Source organism: Pseudoalteromonas sp. SG45-2, from assembly GCF_014164115.1.
In the GTDB taxonomy this organism is placed as follows: domain Bacteria; phylum Pseudomonadota; class Gammaproteobacteria; order Enterobacterales; family Alteromonadaceae; genus Pseudoalteromonas; species Pseudoalteromonas distincta.
The window spans coordinates 198,026-214,256 of record NZ_JACJEO010000005.1 but is presented as its reverse complement, the minus strand read 5'-3'; the positions used below and the strand labels follow the sequence as shown (position 1 = coordinate 214,256).

Annotated in this window: 13 protein-coding genes and 1 other annotated feature; of the genes, 8 read left to right on the top strand and 5 right to left on the bottom strand. The window is 38.4% G+C overall.

Annotated elements, in window-relative coordinates; translation table 11 throughout:
• Window positions 1-139 precede the first annotated feature (139 nt).
• Window positions 140-1,273 (top strand): bifunctional chorismate mutase/prephenate dehydrogenase, encoded by a 1,134-nt coding sequence (tyrA, locus tag H5116_RS05290; protein WP_182715688.1) that lies wholly within the window; start codon window positions 140-142, stop codon window positions 1,271-1,273.
• Between the two features lie 61 nt (window positions 1,274-1,334).
• Here tyrA and H5116_RS05285 read toward each other — a convergent pair whose 3' ends face one another.
• Window positions 1,335-2,492 carry a chorismate mutase gene (locus tag H5116_RS05285; protein WP_002962945.1) on the bottom strand — a complete coding sequence of 386 codons (1,158 nt, stop codon included), beginning with the start codon at window positions 2,490-2,492 and terminating at the stop codon, window positions 1,335-1,337.
• A 44-nt stretch (window positions 2,493-2,536) separates the two neighbouring features.
• Window positions 2,537-2,654: a sequence feature (Phe leader region), on the bottom strand.
• A 192-nt stretch (window positions 2,655-2,846) separates the two neighbouring features.
• Here H5116_RS05285 and H5116_RS05280 point away from each other — a divergent pair.
• Window positions 2,847-5,861 carry an EAL domain-containing protein gene (locus tag H5116_RS05280; protein WP_182715687.1) on the top strand — a complete coding sequence of 1,005 codons (3,015 nt, stop codon included), beginning with the start codon at window positions 2,847-2,849 and terminating at the stop codon, window positions 5,859-5,861.
• A gap of 12 nt (window positions 5,862-5,873) precedes the next feature.
• Here H5116_RS05280 and H5116_RS05275 read toward each other — a convergent pair whose 3' ends face one another.
• The gene (locus tag H5116_RS05275; protein WP_182715686.1) at window positions 5,874-6,203 is read right to left on the bottom strand and encodes a stress response translation initiation inhibitor YciH; all 330 of its coding nucleotides are present in this window, start codon (window positions 6,201-6,203) and stop codon (window positions 5,874-5,876) included.
• Window positions 6,204-6,338: 135 nt separating this feature from the next.
• Between H5116_RS05275 and H5116_RS05270 the strand changes: the two genes are divergently transcribed.
• The 4 genes from H5116_RS05270 (at window position 6,339) to H5116_RS05255 (ending at window position 10,280) form a co-directional block, all read left to right on the top strand.
• Entirely contained in the window at window positions 6,339-6,644 is a 306-nt protein-coding gene (locus tag H5116_RS05270; protein WP_149602997.1) for an STAS domain-containing protein, read from the top strand.
• A complete protein-coding gene (locus tag H5116_RS05265; RefSeq protein WP_182712753.1) occupies window positions 6,644-8,293 on the top strand; it encodes a SpoIIE family protein phosphatase in 1,650 nt (549 codons plus the stop codon). Before H5116_RS05270 ends, H5116_RS05265 begins: the two co-directional genes overlap by 1 nt.
• A 56-nt stretch (window positions 8,294-8,349) precedes the next feature.
• Window positions 8,350-9,009, top strand: coding sequence for a GAF domain-containing protein (locus tag H5116_RS05260; protein WP_182715685.1), 660 nt, complete (start codon window positions 8,350-8,352; stop codon window positions 9,007-9,009).
• 80 nt (window positions 9,010-9,089) lie between these two features.
• A complete protein-coding gene (locus tag H5116_RS05255; protein ID WP_002962951.1) occupies window positions 9,090-10,280 on the top strand; it encodes an amino acid aminotransferase in 1,191 nt (396 codons plus the stop codon).
• A 73-nt stretch (window positions 10,281-10,353) separates the two neighbouring features.
• On the opposite strand, the gene H5116_RS05250 is transcribed toward H5116_RS05255, so the two are convergent.
• Window positions 10,354-11,556, bottom strand: coding sequence for an aromatic amino acid transport family protein (locus H5116_RS05250; protein ID WP_182715684.1), 1,203 nt, complete (start codon window positions 11,554-11,556; stop codon window positions 10,354-10,356).
• Window positions 11,557-11,772: 216 nt separating this feature from the next.
• Here H5116_RS05250 and H5116_RS05245 point away from each other — a divergent pair, with 216 nt between their 5' ends.
• Entirely contained in the window at window positions 11,773-12,666 is an 894-nt protein-coding gene (locus H5116_RS05245) for a DMT family transporter (RefSeq protein ID WP_024595662.1), read from the top strand.
• A gap of 5 nt (window positions 12,667-12,671) precedes the next feature.
• Here H5116_RS05245 and H5116_RS05240 read toward each other — a convergent pair whose 3' ends face one another.
• Window positions 12,672-13,550, bottom strand: coding sequence for an OmpA family protein (locus H5116_RS05240; protein ID WP_182715683.1), 879 nt, complete (start codon window positions 13,548-13,550; stop codon window positions 12,672-12,674).
• A 202-nt stretch (window positions 13,551-13,752) separates the two neighbouring features.
• Between H5116_RS05240 and rnt the strand changes: the two genes are divergently transcribed.
• Entirely contained in the window at window positions 13,753-14,445 is a 693-nt protein-coding gene (gene rnt / locus H5116_RS05235) for a ribonuclease T (RefSeq protein ID WP_182715682.1), read from the top strand.
• Here rnt and H5116_RS05230 read toward each other — a convergent pair.
• Window positions 14,429-16,054, bottom strand: a complete 1,626-nt coding sequence (locus H5116_RS05230) for a DUF342 domain-containing protein (RefSeq protein ID WP_182715681.1) — start codon at window positions 16,052-16,054, stop codon at window positions 14,429-14,431. The genes rnt and H5116_RS05230 overlap by 17 nt on opposite strands.
• Window positions 16,055-16,231 lie beyond the last annotated feature (177 nt).

The window sequence follows — 16,231 nt, the reverse complement described above, 5'->3', positions numbered from 1 at the left end:
AATTCTTATTTCCTTATTAGTAAAATTTAAGCTTTAGCCTTTTATCAATTAGCTGATCCTGTTAGTATTTATCGTATTGATTAGTTTACTTTTATGTAAATTTATATTTACGTTATTTGTTTTTTAAGGTGGTATGAACGTGGCTGATATAAGTGATTTAGCACAGCTGAGAGAAGGTATAGATGAATGCGACGCACAACTTGTTGCCTTACTTGCTAAACGTAATGGTATTACGCAAAAAATTGGTGAGATAAAACAACAAACAGGCGCGCCTTTGCATGCACCTAATCGTGAAGCAGAGCTATTAGCGGCAAGAAGACAAGAAGCAATAAATCAAAATGTAAGCCCCGATCTAGTTGAAGATATACTAAGACGCATGATGCGAGAAGCCTATCAAAACCAACAAGCAAAACTTGCATGTGCAGCGTCAGAGCTTTCGCCAATTGTTATTGTAGGTGGTCAAGGTGCTATGGGGCAGCTATTTGCTCAGCAGTTTATTCGCTCAGGTTACGAAGTTAAAGTTTTAGATAAAGATCAGCAAAACGATGCGCAAAATATTTTAAAAGGTGCCAAGCTGGTAATGATTAGCGTACCAATTAATGCATTGGACGCAGTAGTTGCTAAGTTACCTAAACTAGATGATGACTGTTTACTAGTTGATATTACATCGGTAAAGCAATCGCCTATTAAAGCACTAAAAGCTGCGCACAGTGGCCCTGTGGTTGGTTTGCATCCTATGTTTGGCCCTGACATATCACATTGGGTAAAACAAACGGTCGTTGTATGTGAAGGGCGAGAGCACCAAGCGGCAAAAGGCTTGTTACAGCAGTTACAAGTATGGGGTTGTCAGCTTGTTGAGCTTGATGCTAAAAAGCACGACGAAGCAATGCAAATTATTCAGGTAATGCGCCATTTAACAACATTTGTGTACGGACAGTTTTTAGCAAAACAAAGTCATACACTAGAAGAGTTACGTAGTTGCTCGTCACCCATTTATCAATTAGAGCTGATGATGGTAGGGCGTTTATTTGCGCAGTCGCCGGAGTTGTACTCAGATATTATGTTAGCGCAATTCGATGATGTAGAGAGCCTGCTCGCACAGTACCAAGACACTTTTGCAAGTACATTGGAAAAATTAAAAGCAGGAGATAAAGCAGCGCTTATTGATTCTTTTGCGCAGGCGAAAGTTTACTTTTCTGATTCAACAGAGCACTTTTTAACACAAAGCCGAAGCTTATTAAATAAAGCGAATGATTCAAAAGTTTTAGACTAATACTTGTCACTTTTTACTAAAAAGGGCCGATATCGGCCCTTTTTAATTATGAAAGTGTGTATTAAGTATTAACGCTTACTGCCTGCAATGACTCGCTTTGATAGCAGCCTAAAATACGCACATATTGGGTGTGTTCTTTAAGTTCTTCTAGCGCTTCTTTTACTTGGCTATCAGCTAAGTTTGCTTCAAGATCTACATAAAATACTTCTTCCCACGGATTGCCCGGAGTTGGGCGCGACTCAAGTTTTACTAAATTAATCTTATGCTGTTTAAAAATCATCAACGCATCGGCTAGTGAGCCCGCTTGCTGTTTTGTCGACATGATTAAACTAGTTTTAGTTGGAATTTGGTTAGACACTTGCAGAGGTTTACGCGCAACAACAATAAAGCGGCTATGGTTTTCGCTTTGATTAGCAAGATTTGATTTGATGACTTCAAGGCCGACATTTTTTCCTGCTTGTGCAGAGCCAATTGCAGCACTATTTGGTGTGTTTAGAGCTGATTGTAATGCGCTTGATGTAGAGTCACAAGTTTCATGTTGTAAATCACCTAAGCCCTGTAAAAAACGGCTGCACTGTGCAAATGGTTGTGGATGTGCAAATACTTTTGTTAGTTGGCTAAGTTCAGTATCAGGGTTTGCGAGTAAGCAATGCTCTACACTGTGAGTGACTTCTCCAACAATAGAGACTTGTGCGTGCTGTAATAAGTCAAATACTTCGTTAATGCTACCAGAGCTTGTGTTTTCAATCGGTAATAAACCAAAATCAGCTTGGCCGTTTTCTACTTTACCTGTTATTTCGTCAAACGATGTACAGCCAATTTCAATTAATTTACCAGGGCGGCGACTAAAGTATTTATGACATGCAAGCTGGCTATAAGAACCCTGACCACCTAAGTAAGTTACACGGTGTGTTTCACTCAGTGCGTCTGGATTAAGGTTTTTTTGTAACATTGCTTGTTGGTGTAAAACTGAATCTTCCAAAATAGTTTGAAACACATTATTTACGTAGTAAGCATCTAAACCCAGTGACTTACCATAACCAATTAATTTTTCTAGAAGCGCGAGTTCACGTGCTTCATCGCGAATTGGCTTGTTGTTGGCGATTTTATATTCAACCACACCGTGGCTAATGCGACGGCGTTTAGCTAATAACACGAGTAAGTCGGAGTCTATTTCATTTATATCGTGTCTTAGTGCATTTAATACATCATTTGTCATTTTGGTATCCTCATTCCAAAAGTAGGCTGTTATTACACAGCAAAAACAAAAAAGCCTCCCGGTTGGGAGGCTTTACTATTCGATTGATTTTATCTCACAAACAGGGAAGCCTCTTCTATATAAAGAAGCTAAAAAACGAAAAAAAAGTGCGAGAGATAAATATGTTCATACGGTTAATGTATGGAGAGTTGCCAACAATGTCAATAAAGATCTAAATAAGCTTAGGGTACTATTTATTTACCTTAGGTGGTTATTATAGAAACTTTACAAATAATTTATAAATATGAATGCGGATCTGGTATATTTCGTTAACTGGTTCAAATAATAACAATTATTAATAATTAAGGTTGACCCGTGGTTTACAGACGGCCTCCATCTCGTTTTGGATTGAATTCTTTAAGTGTAAAACTTTCACTGCTTATATCTGCTATTTGTTTAATAGCAGGGGTATGTGCGGCTGCCTTAATGCTTAAATCTGAAGAGAAACAACTTGTTTTTGAAGAACATGAGGTGTTAAAAAGCTCTACAGATTTATTAGTGAAGCAGTTTAATGAGCGTATTAAAACAAAAATAAATATTGCTCAGCAAGCTAATAACGTAGTGACAGAGCAGCTTTTTCAATCTAATTCACCAATTAATTTAGGTAATAAATCACAGTTACAGTTTAATAGCGATGGTACCATTCGAAGTGCCTCGGCTGACGGATTATCAGCAGCATTTTTACCACAGCAAAATTACTCTCCTTTTTATAAACGCCTATTTAATGATTCTGAAATGTTATGGCGTATAATTTCTCCGACTCTGGTACATGACTTTTTTAACTTTTATTTAATTACCGATGACGATTTCATTCGTGTTTCTCCTCCAAACTGGGCATTAAATGCACCAGCCGAGTTTAGAGTTACGCAAGGTACAACGTATAAATATATTAAAAGTATGTTGGGGTCAGAGCGAGAGCCTGCATGGTCAAAAGTTTATTACGATACAGTATGGCGAAAGTGGGTTATTAGCTTACTAGTGCCGGTGTATGTTGATAACGAGTTTTTAGGTGTAACGGGAAGCGATATTTCCCTTAACAAACTTATTTCATTTTTACCTGTTGGCGATAAAGAAAAACACTTACTTGTATTTGATAGTAAAGGGCAATTGTTAGCCCATCCCAACCTAAACCCTGCATTATTAGCTGACTACGGTAGTGACAATAAAGCACTCGCTACTAACGAATTTGTAAACCCAGAACTGCAGTCAATTATTGACGATGCAATTGCGGTGAAGTTACCAGAATACGCCAATTCATTTGAACAAAATGATGAAGCTCACATTATTAATATCCGTAAAATTGATGATTTAGATTGGTACATAGGGGTTTATAAAAAACGTTCATCAACGTTATCTGCGTTACAAGATTTAAAACTGAAGTTTTTTGGACTCTTTATTTTATACGCAATATTAGTTGCCTTATTGCTGCATCAGGCGCTTTATCAACTAGTGCTTCGCCGTTTACATACTTTAGTTTATGCAGTAACAAGCTTTGGTAAAGGTCAGCTAACAACAGAGTTTCCGCCAGAAAACAAAGATGAGATTGGTACCCTTAATGGCTCATTTAGAGACATGACGGTAGAAATCCGCAAACTTATTGATGGTTTAAACCAAAGAATTACAGAAAAAGAAATTGCTGAAAAAGCAGCTAATCGTTTATCTAAAGCGGTCGCGTTCTCGGGCACTGGGGTTGTGATCACCGATGAAAATTTTGTCATTGAGTACGTAAACCCCAAAATGCTCGAAATGACAGGCTATCCAGAAAGCCATTTTAATAGAGCACCATTACTTAATATTATTGCCTCAGAAATGTCTATTTTAATTGAAGATATAGACATAGATTTACGCAGCCGTAATTACTGGCGCGGGGACACATTAATAGCTGGTTTAAACAAAGAGCCAATTTGGGTGTCTTTAAGTGTTTCGCCAATTCGTGAAGAGGGCGGTGAAATAACCAGTTATGTAGCATCAGCACAAGATATTTCGTTTGTAAAAGAAAGCCAGCGTAAAATGGAACAACTGGCTTACTTTGACACCCTTACGGGACTTGCCAACAGAACGTTTTTTAGAATGCAATTGCGTAAATCAATGGCATTAGCAGAGCGCGGGCATTATGCATTTGCTTTGTTTTACTTTGACTTAGACGAATTTAAGCGTATTAACGACACATTAGGGCACGATGCTGGCGATCAATTATTAATTGAAGTGGCAAACAGACTTAAAAAACGTTTACGAGCCGAGGACACCATAGCGCGCTTAGGTGGTGATGAATTTGCAGTGTTGCTCAGTGGTATAGAAAGCCAAGCTCACGCGGCTGATGTTGCCAATACAATTCAAAAAACACTGAACGTGCCCATAAAACTAGGTAGCAATGAAGTTATTGTCAGTGCAAGTATTGGTATAACTATGGCTCCTTACGATAGCTTAGAGGAAGATCAGTTACTCAAACATGCTGATTTGGCAATGTATGAGGCAAAAGCAAAAGGACGTAATACCTTCCACTTTTATAGCCAAGAATTAAACGCGGCCGCAAATGAGCGTTTATTTATCGAAAATGAGTTACGTATAGGGCTCAAAGAAAGGCAATTTGTAGTTTACTACCAACCTCAAGTTGATAGCCGTACTCATCAGGTCGTTGGTTATGAAGCGTTATTAAGATGGTTCCACCCAACTGAAGGCGCAATCCCTCCAGATAAATTTATTCCTATTGCAGAAGCGACAGGCCTTATAGTTGAATTAGGTGAATGGGTACTTCAAGAGTCTTGTGATTTTGCCGTAAGATTGGCAGAACAAGGTCTAGAAAATAATATATCGATAAACTTATCGGCCCGCCAGTTTAAAGACTCAAGCTTAGTTACAACACTGAGCAAAATGATAATTAAGTCGGGTGTTTCAGCAAAGCGCCTTCATTTAGAGCTGACCGAAAGCATGCTAATGGGTAATGTAGAGGCAGCCATTACACAATTGCACGAGCTTAAAGCATTAGGTATATCTATTTCTATTGATGACTTTGGTACAGGTTATTCGTCGCTCAGTTACTTAAAACGGTTCCCGGTTGATATATTGAAAATTGACCGTTCATTTGTAAAAGATATCCCTGAGGATACGAATGATATGGAAATCACTGCAGCTATTATTGCCATGGCGCAAAAGTTAAAGCTAGACGTGGTCGCAGAAGGAGTTGAGACAATAGAGCAGATGCAGTTTTTACAAAATAATAATTGCTTCATTGTGCAAGGCTATTATTTTAGTAAGCCAATTGCTGAGCACGAACTACCGAATTTGTATGAAAGGTTAAATGAACTCGCAAATAGCGAAGTAACTAGTTAATAAAATTGCGGGTTAACCACCCGCAATTTTAACTTTAAATTTTAACGCTTCTAAAATGCCTTTTAGTTTATCTCGGTCATCACCTTGTACTTCAATAATGCCTTCTTTTACTGCGCCGCCTTGGCCCATTTTGCTTTTTATAGTTTTAGCTAACTTTTTTAAATCGTGATCTTTTAGATCAATGCCAACAACTAGCATTACGCCTTTGCCTTTACGCCCTTTAGTTTGACGCTCAATGCGAATAAAACCATCTTTAAAAAGTTTAGCGTGCAACTCTTTTTCTGGTTTCGGCTGGTCAATGCGACCCGTACTAGTTGAATATACTAAGTGACTATCACTCATACCTTACCTTTGTGGATAAAAATGAATTAAATACTGGTGTAAATGATAGCAAATTTGAAGTTGTGTGTTTTTCTTTTTGCTAAATACTTTTAACAGGTTATATTTAGTTCAAAGGAAATATTATTGGAGTTTACTATGAGTTTAACTAAGAATGAATCAGTCGATGGCACTACATTAACAATACAAATTAAAGGTAAGTTTGATTTTAATTTAGTGCAATCGTTTCGCCAAGCTTATGCTCAAATGAGCGAAAAAACAGTAAAGGTTATTATCGATTTAAGAGAGACTGATTATATGGATAGTTCAGCACTTGGCATGTTACTTAACATGAAAAAAACCATTGATAGCCAAGTACAAACCATCGAAATAAGTAATTGCCAGCCTCAGCTTAGAAAAATCCTACAAATTTCACGTTTTGATAAAAAGTTTGATATTAGCTAATGATACATGTGTTGATTGTTGACGATCAGGCGCTCAATCGCATTTTACTAAGTAAAATGCTTGAGCAGGAAGGTTACAAAATTTCAGTGGCTTACAATGGGCTAGATGCACTTAATGTACTTAAAAGAGAGCAAATAGACATTGTTTTACTCGATGTATTAATGCCCGTAATGGATGGTTTTGAAGCAGCTGAAAAAATAAAGCAGCAGTATAGTGAAGTTTACTTACCGATTATTTTTATAACCTCCTTAGAAGATCAAGCAAGTTTTGAGCGGTGCCTCGCGTTAGGTGGCGATGACTTTATTCATAAACCATTTGAAAAAGTTATTTTGCATGCAAAAATTAAAGCACATAGCCGCACCAGAGAGCTAAGTAAAAAATCAAATCAACAAAAAAAACTGCTTGAATATCATCACAATCAAATTGAACGTGAACACGAAATAATTGAGCATATTTTTAATAACTCATTAGAGAATCAAGGCAAGTTTAAAGAGTACCTCGATTTTAATTTATCGCCGGCGTCTATGTTTAACGGCGATATGTTTTTAGTGGCGCAAAGTCCAATAGGCAATCTGTATTGCATGTTGGGAGACTTTACAGGGCACGGCTTAGCGGCAGCTATTGGTGCATTACCTATCTCTCGTGTTTTTTATACTATGGTACAAAAAGGCATGGCGATTAATGACATTGCCTGTGAGCTAAATACACTGCTTTACAATCTCCTACCTGGACACATGTTTTGTGCTGCAACCATTATAGAGCTTAGTGCATCCGGTAAAAGTATTTCTGCATGGATGGGCGGCCTGCCAGATGCGTACCTAATAGATAAAGACGGTAATGTAAAACAAACATTAGAGTCGCAACATATGGCGCTGGGGATTTTAGACGACCAAGAATTTGAATATGAAGTTATTCACTTTGAAACAAATAGTAATACACGCCTAGTATTAGCAACCGACGGTATTATAGAAACAGCAAACAAAGAAGATACATTTTTTGGGGAAGAGCGTTTTTTACAAACCTTAAAAAGTAAATCGATGATTAGTAGCGAAGATATAGTGGCTGACGTTACTAAGTTTGCAGATGGCACTAAACAGCAAGATGATTTAAGCATTGTTTTACTAAACTGCCTGCCTTTAGTTCCTGAGGAGCAAGAGCGAGAAGCATTCTCAACTTTAGCGTTTAATTTATCTTTGAGTTTAAACTCAGAACAAATAAAAAAAACAGACCCCGTTTACGACGTTGTTAATATCTTAAGCAGTGTTGGGGGGCTAAATGCCCATCGTTCTAATATATTTTTACTGTTGTCTGAGGCTTATAACAATGCGCTTGATCATGGTGTACTAGGGCTTAACTCAGAGATTAAAAAACAAGAAGACGGCTTTTTTCGATATTACGAATTAAGAGAGGCAGCTCTTGCTAAACTTACAGATGCGATGATTATTATTGATATGCGCTATTGCCCCGACACGCTCAGTTTATATTTCATTATTTGTGATTCAGGCCGAGGGTTTAGTAGTAAGCACGATGAGTTGGCAAAGGTTAATAATGAATTTGGTAGAGGGGTGTCTTTACTAGAAGAAATAGCCGAAAAGGTAACTTATAACGCCAGCGGTAACCAAGTTGAAATGTGCTACAAGTTGAGCTAGCTCTGCAAAAATATCCATGCTATTATTCTCGAAACTTTAGATGTATGGATGGCCAAATGATTTCTTCTTACCTAAAAAAAGCACAACTAAGTGCTAATCCAGCTTTGATTTCAACAGAGCTTGAAAAGCTTGAGTTACATTTAGTAAACACAGCTTTGCCTGATGTATGTTGGGAGTATCAAATACCTGAGCTTGGCGAGGGCGGTGCGTGTAGTTTATTTGGTTACCTACAAGATGAGCCATTCAAATTAACTGATTATCTTGAAAATGATGAGCAAACCCAGTTCAAGCTAGCTAATTTACAAAGTATTGTGAGCTACATTGAGCACCAAACAAGTGTTGATTGGTATGGTATTTATCAATCAACTAATACTAGTGAAGGTAAGCAACTATTAAAATTGGCTTATCATGGTGCGCCTAGTCGTCCGTTGTTCCCTTTAACGCAAGCATTTGCGGCAGGTAGTAATAACGTGCAGGTTGCGCTATCTCACAAGGGCCGTATTATTAATAACGTTGAAGAGTACTTATCACAAGGTGGTGAATACTACACATGCGATCCTAAAGTTAAATCAGAAACCTGCTTACCTTTATTTAATACACAAAATGAATGTGTTGGTATTGTAGATGCTGAAGCCTTTAAAAATGATTTTTTTGATGAAAAGACGCTTGCCGTTTTAATTGCATGTTGTATTAAAATTCCTCACTTTCTAGTGTAAATAACGCTAGTCAACATGATGTGCTTTTATGTTAAGCTTAGCTTAACAGCTAACCCCTAAATAACGATAAGAGATAGCCAATGTTCTCAGTATTAAAACCATTACCAACAGATCCTATTCTTGGCCTTATGGCGGCCTATAAACAAGATACAAACCCTAATAAAATTGATTTAGGTGTAGGTGTCTACAAAGATGAGCAAGGCAATACACCGGTTCTTAAAGCGGTTAAAAAAGCTGAAGCGTTTCGTCTTGAAAACGAAATGAGCAAATCTTACATTGGTTTAGCGGGTAACTTAGATTACTGCCAAAAGATGGAGCAGTTACTACTAGGCGAACATCAAGCATTGCTAGCAAATCGCGTACGTACTGCGCAAGCGCCAGGTGGTACGGGCGCACTTCGCGTTGCAGCTGAATTTATTAAGCGTTGCAATGCAGATGCAACAGTATGGGTAACTAACCCAACATGGGCAAACCATATTAGCTTGTTTGAAGCTGCAGGCTTAACAGTAAAAGAATACCCGTATTACGATTACGAAAATAAAGACTTACTGTTTGATGAAATGATAAACACACTTAAACAAGTGCCTAAAGGTGATGTGGTTTTAGTGCATGCATGTTGTCATAACCCAAGCGGTATGGACTTAAACGAAACACAGTGGAACACAGTTGCCGAACTTGCAAAAGAAGTTGGCTTTACACCACTTGTTGATATTGCATACCAAGGCTTTGGTGCTTCACTTGAAGAAGATGCACGTGGCTTACGTATTTTAGCTGATGCAGTAGAAGAGCTAATTATTTGTTCTTCATGTTCTAAAAACTTTGGCTTATACCGCGAGCGTATTGGTGCATGTTCACTAATTGCAAAAGATAGCGCAACAGCAGATATTTCAAACTCTGTAATGCTAAGCGTTGTACGTAGTATTTACTCAATGCCGCCAGCGCATGGTGCTGATATTGTTAATACTATTTTAAGCAGTACAGAGCTTACACAATTATGGCACTCTGAGCTTGATGAAATGCGTAGCCGCATAAATGGCTTACGTAGCTTAATTAAAGAAAGCTTAGCAACTAAAGATATTGCGCAAGACTTCTCATTTATTGAACGCCAAAACGGTATGTTTTCTTTCTTAGGTATTAATAAAGAGCAAATTGCTCGCCTACAAAAAGAATATGGTATTTACATTGTAGGTTCTAGCCGCGTAAATGTTGCAGGTGTTAGCCAGTCAAATATTGAATACTTTTCAAATGCTGTAGCTGACGTTTGTAAATAAACGCAGTTAATATAAAAAAACCGCACATCTAATGATATGCGGTTTTTTATTATCTAAATTAATACAAAAAGCTTTAACCGATAGCTGGAATTAGCCCCGCCATTTGCATAAACTGCGCAGCAATAATCGTTATGCCACATATAGCTGCTATGCCAAGCCCAATATTCCCACTTTTAACTTTGTAGCCTGTTTTACTTGATGTTGTACGCTGTTTATAAACCATTGCTGCAGGCAAAAATATTGCAAGTACGACAAGTGCTATTGCAGCGTAACCTAAAGCCATAATAAAGCCTTGAGGATAAAATAATGCAAAGCCAAGCGGCGGAATAAACGTAATTAAGGCCGTTTTAATTCGGTCCGTTTTATTGTCACCTTTTTTAAATGTATCAGCAAAAAAATCGAATAACCCTAAACTCACCCCTAAAAATGATGTCGCAAGTGCTAAATCAGCAAATAACTTAACGGCCGTTGCTACACTTGGGTTATGCGCAATACTTGCCACACTTGATACAAAGCCACTAAGGCCTTGGCTGTTGAGTAAGTCAGCTTGGCTCATAATACCTTGGCTAAGTAGTTGCCAAAAAATATAAATGACTAAAGGCAGGGCGGCTCCAGCAATCATTACTTTGCGCAGTACTTTTATTTCTACACCAACATATTTAACAATAGAAGGAATAGAGCCATGAAAGCCAAACGAAGTAAATATAACCGGTATAGCTGAAAGGATTAACCCTTGCTCTACAGGTATCTCTAATAAATGCTTACCTTGTACATAAGGGGTTAGCATGTAAAACAAACTAGCTAATACAATAATTTTTATTGTAAATAACACTCTGTTTAGTTTATCTACCTTGCTAGTGCCCAGCGTTACCACACTTGCAATAATAACAGCGAGGATCACAGAGCCAAACTGTGGGGCTATATTTACATCAAAGCCTATATTTATACGCGCTTGAAGTTGTGCACCACCACCTGCAATATAAGCAGCGCATAAAGCGTAAAATAAAAAAACCATCGAAAAATTCGCGATGTATTGTCCGCGCTTTCCAAGCCATAATTTAGCCAACGTATTTAACGTTGCATCGCGTGGTGCATATTGGTGTAGCTCTAGCATGAGTAGTGCGGTGTAGGTCATTAGTAACCAGCTAGCAATTATCAATGCAAGCGCGGTACTAAACCCAAGCCCGGCAGATGCAATTGGCAATGCCAACATACCTGCACCAATAGTTGTGCCTGCAACAATTAACATGCTCCCAGTTGTTTTATTTTTAAGCACTTAATTACCTTAATTATTATTAATATACATGCACGATATAACTAGTTACTCAAATCTCAAATAGTTTTGTAATAAAAGAGCGGTATTAAAATGTAACCTACAATTTACAACTGTATTTATTAAGGACTTGTATGCATTTAAAAGTATTAAAATAGGGTGGTGAGGGTATAATTTTATATACGTTGGATTGCGTTATAAAACGCTAAGGATTGGCATGTGCCGGTAAAAGTATCGTATTTTTTTATGGTTCTCATTTGGTCTACTACACCACTGGGGATTGTGTGGAGCAGTGAAACAGTATCGCCAACGCTTGCTGTATTAATGCGTATGCTGGTGGGGTTGTTTTTAGGTGGTTTAATTGTTGCCATAACAAACATTAGAGTACCTTGGAGCAAAAATGCATGCTTACTTTATTTTTATTCGAGTATAGGTATTTTTGGCGGTATGTTGTTGAGCTATATGGCAGCTAAAACAGTCCCTTCGGGTATTATTTCGCTTATGTTTGGCCTTGCACCTATTTTGTCAGGGTTGCTTGCTCAGCAATTACTAAATGAACCTAAATTTAGCCCGATTAAATTAGTGGCGTTAGCGTGCGCCCTAATCGGCTTATATTTTGTTAGTTATAACCAAGTACAAAACTCGCAAACTCAAGGGCTCGGGTTACTTTATGTGTTTATGGCTGTTTGCTTTTTTAGCTTAAGTGGTGTGATGATTAAGCGCGTACAAATTGCGATTCACCCTATGGCAACAACATTTGGTGCCTTAGTTTTTGTAACTCCACTCTTTTTTATTGCTTGGTGGTTATTAGATGGTCAGTTGCATATACAAAACTGGAGTGCAAAATCATTGTGGGCAATTGGTTATCTAGGTGTGTTTGGATCTTTAGTTGGGGCTTTGGCGTATTTTCATGTACTGCAAAATCTAAATGCGAGTACGGTATCACTTACTACGCTCATAACTCCTAGCTTTGCGTTAGGCTTAGGAGCTTGGCTAAACAATGAGCCATTAAGCCAAGAGCTAATAATTGGTGCGGTTATTATTTTAATTAGTCTGGGGTTTTTCCAATTTGGTGATAAATTTTTAAAGCGAAAGAGAGTAAGCGCAAATTAGTTTTACTACATTTTCTCTATTTGAATAATTAAACGACGGTTTTTGTCTCGGCCTAAAATGTTATCGTTATTATCAACAAAGCGTTTTTCGCCTAAACCGGTGGTTTGCACTTTTGCTTCATCAACACCCAAGCTCACCATATAATCTTTTATAGTTTTGGCGCGCTTGCGCGATAAATCTAAGTTATTCCAGCGTCCGCCATAACTATCGGTGTATGAGTCAATGCTAATGGACTCTATGCTTGCGTCATTTTTTAGATACTCAGCAATCTTATCAAGACGTTGTTGCGACGATTTAGTTAATTTACTGCTGTTAGATTGATAGTTCATTACAGTAAACGAAATATCTTCAAAGCTGTAAGGGAGTAGCTCATCACGGCATTGTAAAAAAGCCCAGTAAGCTTGTTTAAAGTTTACACTCGATATGCCAACGGCAATTTTATCGGCACTATTTTGCCAGTCTCGATAATAAAAAGTAGGGTAGTAGCCTTTTTCAAGCTCACTAAGCATCTCCCATGCGGTTTTATTACCCAGCTCACCATCAAACTTTTTAAGTAATTTCATATTTGCAATATCACGGGCCGGTAAGCCTGCTCGCCAAGACGGTGGCACGGCTTTTAAACCTGCAATTGCGTAGTTATCTGGGCGTACAACCATGTCTAAATTAAATGTTAAGTTTTTATTTTTACTTGCTGAAGCTTTAAAAATAGCTTCCCCATAATAAGGAACCTCATGATTTAATTGGCATTGTAAGCGCGTTGTTTTAACGACTTCCCAGTTGGAGTTGTCTTGGGTTGCTGTATATTGGCGCATAGCAGCTTGCGAGTGAGTACTGCAAAGCACTGCACTTATACTAAGGCTAATAAATAACAACTTATACTTCATGGTGCTCTCCAGCTATCCGGGAATGCCAATAATTTGGCAAATTAACGACTGCAATGATTAGTTTGTTCTCTACGTAACTAACTTATTAGTTAAAGCAAGTTATGTGCCTACAATTTTAAAGCAATAAATACTTAAATCCCCTAGCCTAGGGGGCATCAATTTTGACATAATAGTCAGCTTACACGTATAAACAAAGAAGACTATGGCAAATACTGAGCAAACACCTTTCGCAAAACGCTTTCGTGGATTTTTTCCTGTTGTTATTGATGTTGAAACTGCTGGTTTTAACAAAGAGACAGATGCCTTGTTAGAAATAGCAGCTTCTGTTTTAAAAATGGATGACGAAGGACTGCTCAGCATAGATCATACTGTTCATTTTCATGTTCAGCCATTCGAAGGCGCTAATATAGAACAAGCAGCCATCGACTTTAACGGTATAGACCCGTTTTCACCATTACGTGGCGCAGTACCTGAAGACGAAGTAATTAAAGAAATATGTAAAGTAGTACGCAAAGCGCAAAAGGCCGCTGGGTGCCAACGCTCAGTTATTGTGGCGCATAATGCCGCATTCGATCATGGCTTTTTAAATGCAGCAATAGAGCGTAATAACATTAAGCGTACACCATTTCATCCGTTCGTAAGCTTTGATACAACATCTTTAGCGGGTTTAGCGTTAGGGCAGACTGTATTAGCAAAAGCGTGTAGAGCGGCAGGTATCGAGTTTGATAACAGCCAAGCACACTCAGCACTTTACGACACAGAACGTACAGCCGAGCTTTATTGTTTAATAGTAAACCGCTGGCAGCAATTAGGTGGTTGGCCATTAGCGCCAACCGACGATTGTGACGCTGAAGTTGAAACTGAAAATGACGAAGAAACTAAAACGTCTGAGTAATTTTACCCTCAGTTAGCTTAACTAGGTGGGGCGGGTAAATACGCGAAAATTGTTTAGAATCTTTCGCTATTTTAAGCTCCACACCAGGGTGCATTAATTCATTTACTTTTAAACGACTACTGGCAAGTAATTGCACTATTTTTTGCTTAATAAGTAGTTTTTGACGATGAATATGTGCAGAGCGTATTTTTATATGCTTTTCATTTTCAGTTATCTTATTCATGAATTGCTGGCGCTGAGCAGCCCCCGCAATTTTACTCGCTTTTTCACGAGCCTGTTGTAAAGCGGTTACTTTAGTCGCAAGTACTTTTTCAAAATCGGTTATTTGTGTTTGCTTTTGGCGAAGCTCAAACCAGAGTTGCGCTAAAAATACGCGCGTTTTAGTACCGGCTGGCGCGCCCAGCTCACCCGTTTCAATGCGCATAGCATCTAAGATATTACCGCCAATAATTTTACCTCGCGGATCGTTTGCTTTACCTACACGTATTAACCGCCTAGCACTTAAATCACAATGTAGAGCTTGGCGTTCAATAAATAAATCTTGTTCGGACTTAATATTGCAGTACTGAGCATAACCAATCGAAATGGTTCGTTGAGCGGTTATAGAGCATGTAAATGCTTCCTCGCTTTCACGTTTTCTACCAATTGCGCCAAGCATAATGGTTACCGCACTTTTACTTTCAACAGCTCCTGATTCTACAAAACCCAGTACCGTAATATCACCATTGGCTTTTACACGCATGCCGTCTTTAATATCGCCAGTAATAATTACGCTACCATCAAAATCAACGTGGCCTGTACTTACATCTACGTTATCAAAGCATAAAACGTCATCTACACGCATACCTCGGGGTAGGGCAACGGGCACACCTTTGCAGTCGGCAATAAGCATATTAGGATTATCAGGATCTACTTTTGTACCTTCGAAAGGCTGGAGTTGGTGATCTGTACCTGGTTTTGCACTAATTGAATCGCCAAATACCGTATAGCCATCTTCTCCAGGAGTAGCGGCAATACGCTGCATTAAGGGAGTACCAGGTTTTACGGTGATAATAGCGCCAAGATTTTTCATATCAACCTTACCACCTTCCTTAGCTTGTGGGCTAAGCACACGGTCTTGGGCTGTTGAACATAAGCGCACAAATTTAGCATCGCTGCCTTTTTTAGGATTACGCCCATGTGCAATTATGGCGCTATAAGAGCTTCCTGCTGGTTTTTCAAACTGCTGGCCTAAAAAGGTATCAAGCGCGCGTGGGCTTATTCCTTTTTTAACACCTGCATCAGCAAGCGCTTTTTGCGCACCTTCCATAGACAAAAGCGCACCACCTTTAGCGGTAGTTAATGTTGCTTCTGCGACCATGTTTTTTTCATCAATATTAATGACAAGCGACGCATCTACCGCTTTAGCAACGACAAGTGATACTTCCTGATAGTTTTTAGTTGGCGCAAAAAGCTTTCCAATATTGGCAATGACAGCTTCGTACTCACTAAACTCAGATTGTTCGAGCATTTGCGTAAGCTGAGTACTCGTAACAGGAAAGCCACTATCAATAGGGTGACTAACTAAAGAGACAAACCCTGTATTTTGATCAAATGAAAAAACCGACATTTATTAATTCCCTACTCTATGCCTGTTATTATTTTTGTTTTTTACAACTAAAGGTTTAGAAATGACAAAAACCTTAACTCCTTATTTGAACACAGGTTAAACACATTGTTAAGCAAATGTTTATATGGGCTTGCATAAACTAAATTTTGGTTACTTAATGCTCGGTTAGTGCACGCA

What these genes read in the sequence shown, in the direction of transcription:
- H5116_RS05285 (WP_002962945.1), bottom strand. Translation starts at nt 2,492, where the DNA reads ATGACAAATGATGTATTAAATGCACTAAGACACGATATAAATGAAATA.
- H5116_RS05275 (WP_182715686.1), bottom strand. Translation starts at nt 6,203, where the DNA reads ATGAGTGATAGTCACTTAGTATATTCAACTAGTACGGGTCGCATTGAC.
- H5116_RS05270 (WP_149602997.1), top strand. Translation starts at nt 6,339, where the DNA reads ATGAGTTTAACTAAGAATGAATCAGTCGATGGCACTACATTAACAATA.
- H5116_RS05265 (WP_182712753.1), top strand. Translation starts at nt 6,644, where the DNA reads ATGATACATGTGTTGATTGTTGACGATCAGGCGCTCAATCGCATTTTA.
- H5116_RS05260 (WP_182715685.1), top strand. Translation starts at nt 8,350, where the DNA reads ATGATTTCTTCTTACCTAAAAAAAGCACAACTAAGTGCTAATCCAGCT.
- H5116_RS05255 (WP_002962951.1), top strand. Translation starts at nt 9,090, where the DNA reads ATGTTCTCAGTATTAAAACCATTACCAACAGATCCTATTCTTGGCCTT.
- H5116_RS05240 (WP_182715683.1), bottom strand. Translation starts at nt 13,550, where the DNA reads ATGAAGTATAAGTTGTTATTTATTAGCCTTAGTATAAGTGCAGTGCTT.
- rnt (WP_182715682.1), top strand. Translation starts at nt 13,753, where the DNA reads ATGGCAAATACTGAGCAAACACCTTTCGCAAAACGCTTTCGTGGATTT.
- H5116_RS05230 (WP_182715681.1), bottom strand. Translation starts at nt 16,054, where the DNA reads ATGTCGGTTTTTTCATTTGATCAAAATACAGGGTTTGTCTCTTTAGTT.